This is a genomic window from Streptomyces pseudoechinosporeus (genome assembly GCF_054783935.1).
Genome location: NZ_BAAGPS010000099.1, coordinates 1 through 701 on the forward strand (window position 1 = coordinate 1; position 701 = coordinate 701).

Below are 701 nucleotides of genomic sequence, written 5' to 3' on the forward strand. Positions count from 1 at the left end.
TTGGCCGACGACGGCGGGTGGTGACCGAGGATCCGACAGTACGACGATCATGATCGGTCCGCTGACGAAAAGCGCACGGATCCTAACCGGCCGCCCGGGCCCTCGCGCTGACCTGCCCGCAGCGGCTACCCAGGCCCGTCTGCCGGCTCGAGCCCGGCCACGTCGAACTCCACCCGAACGTCGTCGGCCAGCCGCAACGCGCCCAGGAATGCGGTGTAGGGCTTGATTCCCCAGGTGGATTGCGTGACGGTCGCCCAGCCGCGCAACAGGCTGTCGCCGTTGCCCTTCCCGTGCACCGTCACCGGGTGGGTCCGGCCCTTGATGGTGAGGTCCCCGGTGATCTCGAAGGACTGCGGCGTTCCCGTGATACGGGTGGAACGGAAGGTGATCAGAGGGTGCTCTGCGGTGTGCAGCAGGGCCCTGCCTTCCAGCGTCTGTTTGATCTCGGCCCGGTCGGCATCGGTGAGCGCCTTCAGCCCGCCCGTTCCCTCGCGGACCTCCAACGAGCCCGTCTCGACCGTCACACTCACCGACGACCTGTCCGGGTCGCCGACGACCACCACCGCCTCTCCTGACCATCGGGTGGCCTCGATCGTGAGGTCGTGCCCCGCCCTGCGGCCCAGCCCCGCGCGGCCGGTCTTGATCAAGAGGCGGCCGGTCGACGGCCCGAGCCGGTACGTTCCGTCCATCAGCGTCACAGC

General features: G+C 69.2%; 1 protein-coding gene. It reads right to left on the minus strand.

Going from position 1 to position 701, the window contains the following annotated elements; all coding sequences use genetic code 11:
- Positions 1–125 precede the first annotated feature (125 nt).
- A partial coding sequence (locus ACYVO6_RS49380; protein WP_461073612.1) for a YceI family protein occupies positions 126–701 on the minus strand: 576 nt, incomplete at its 5' end.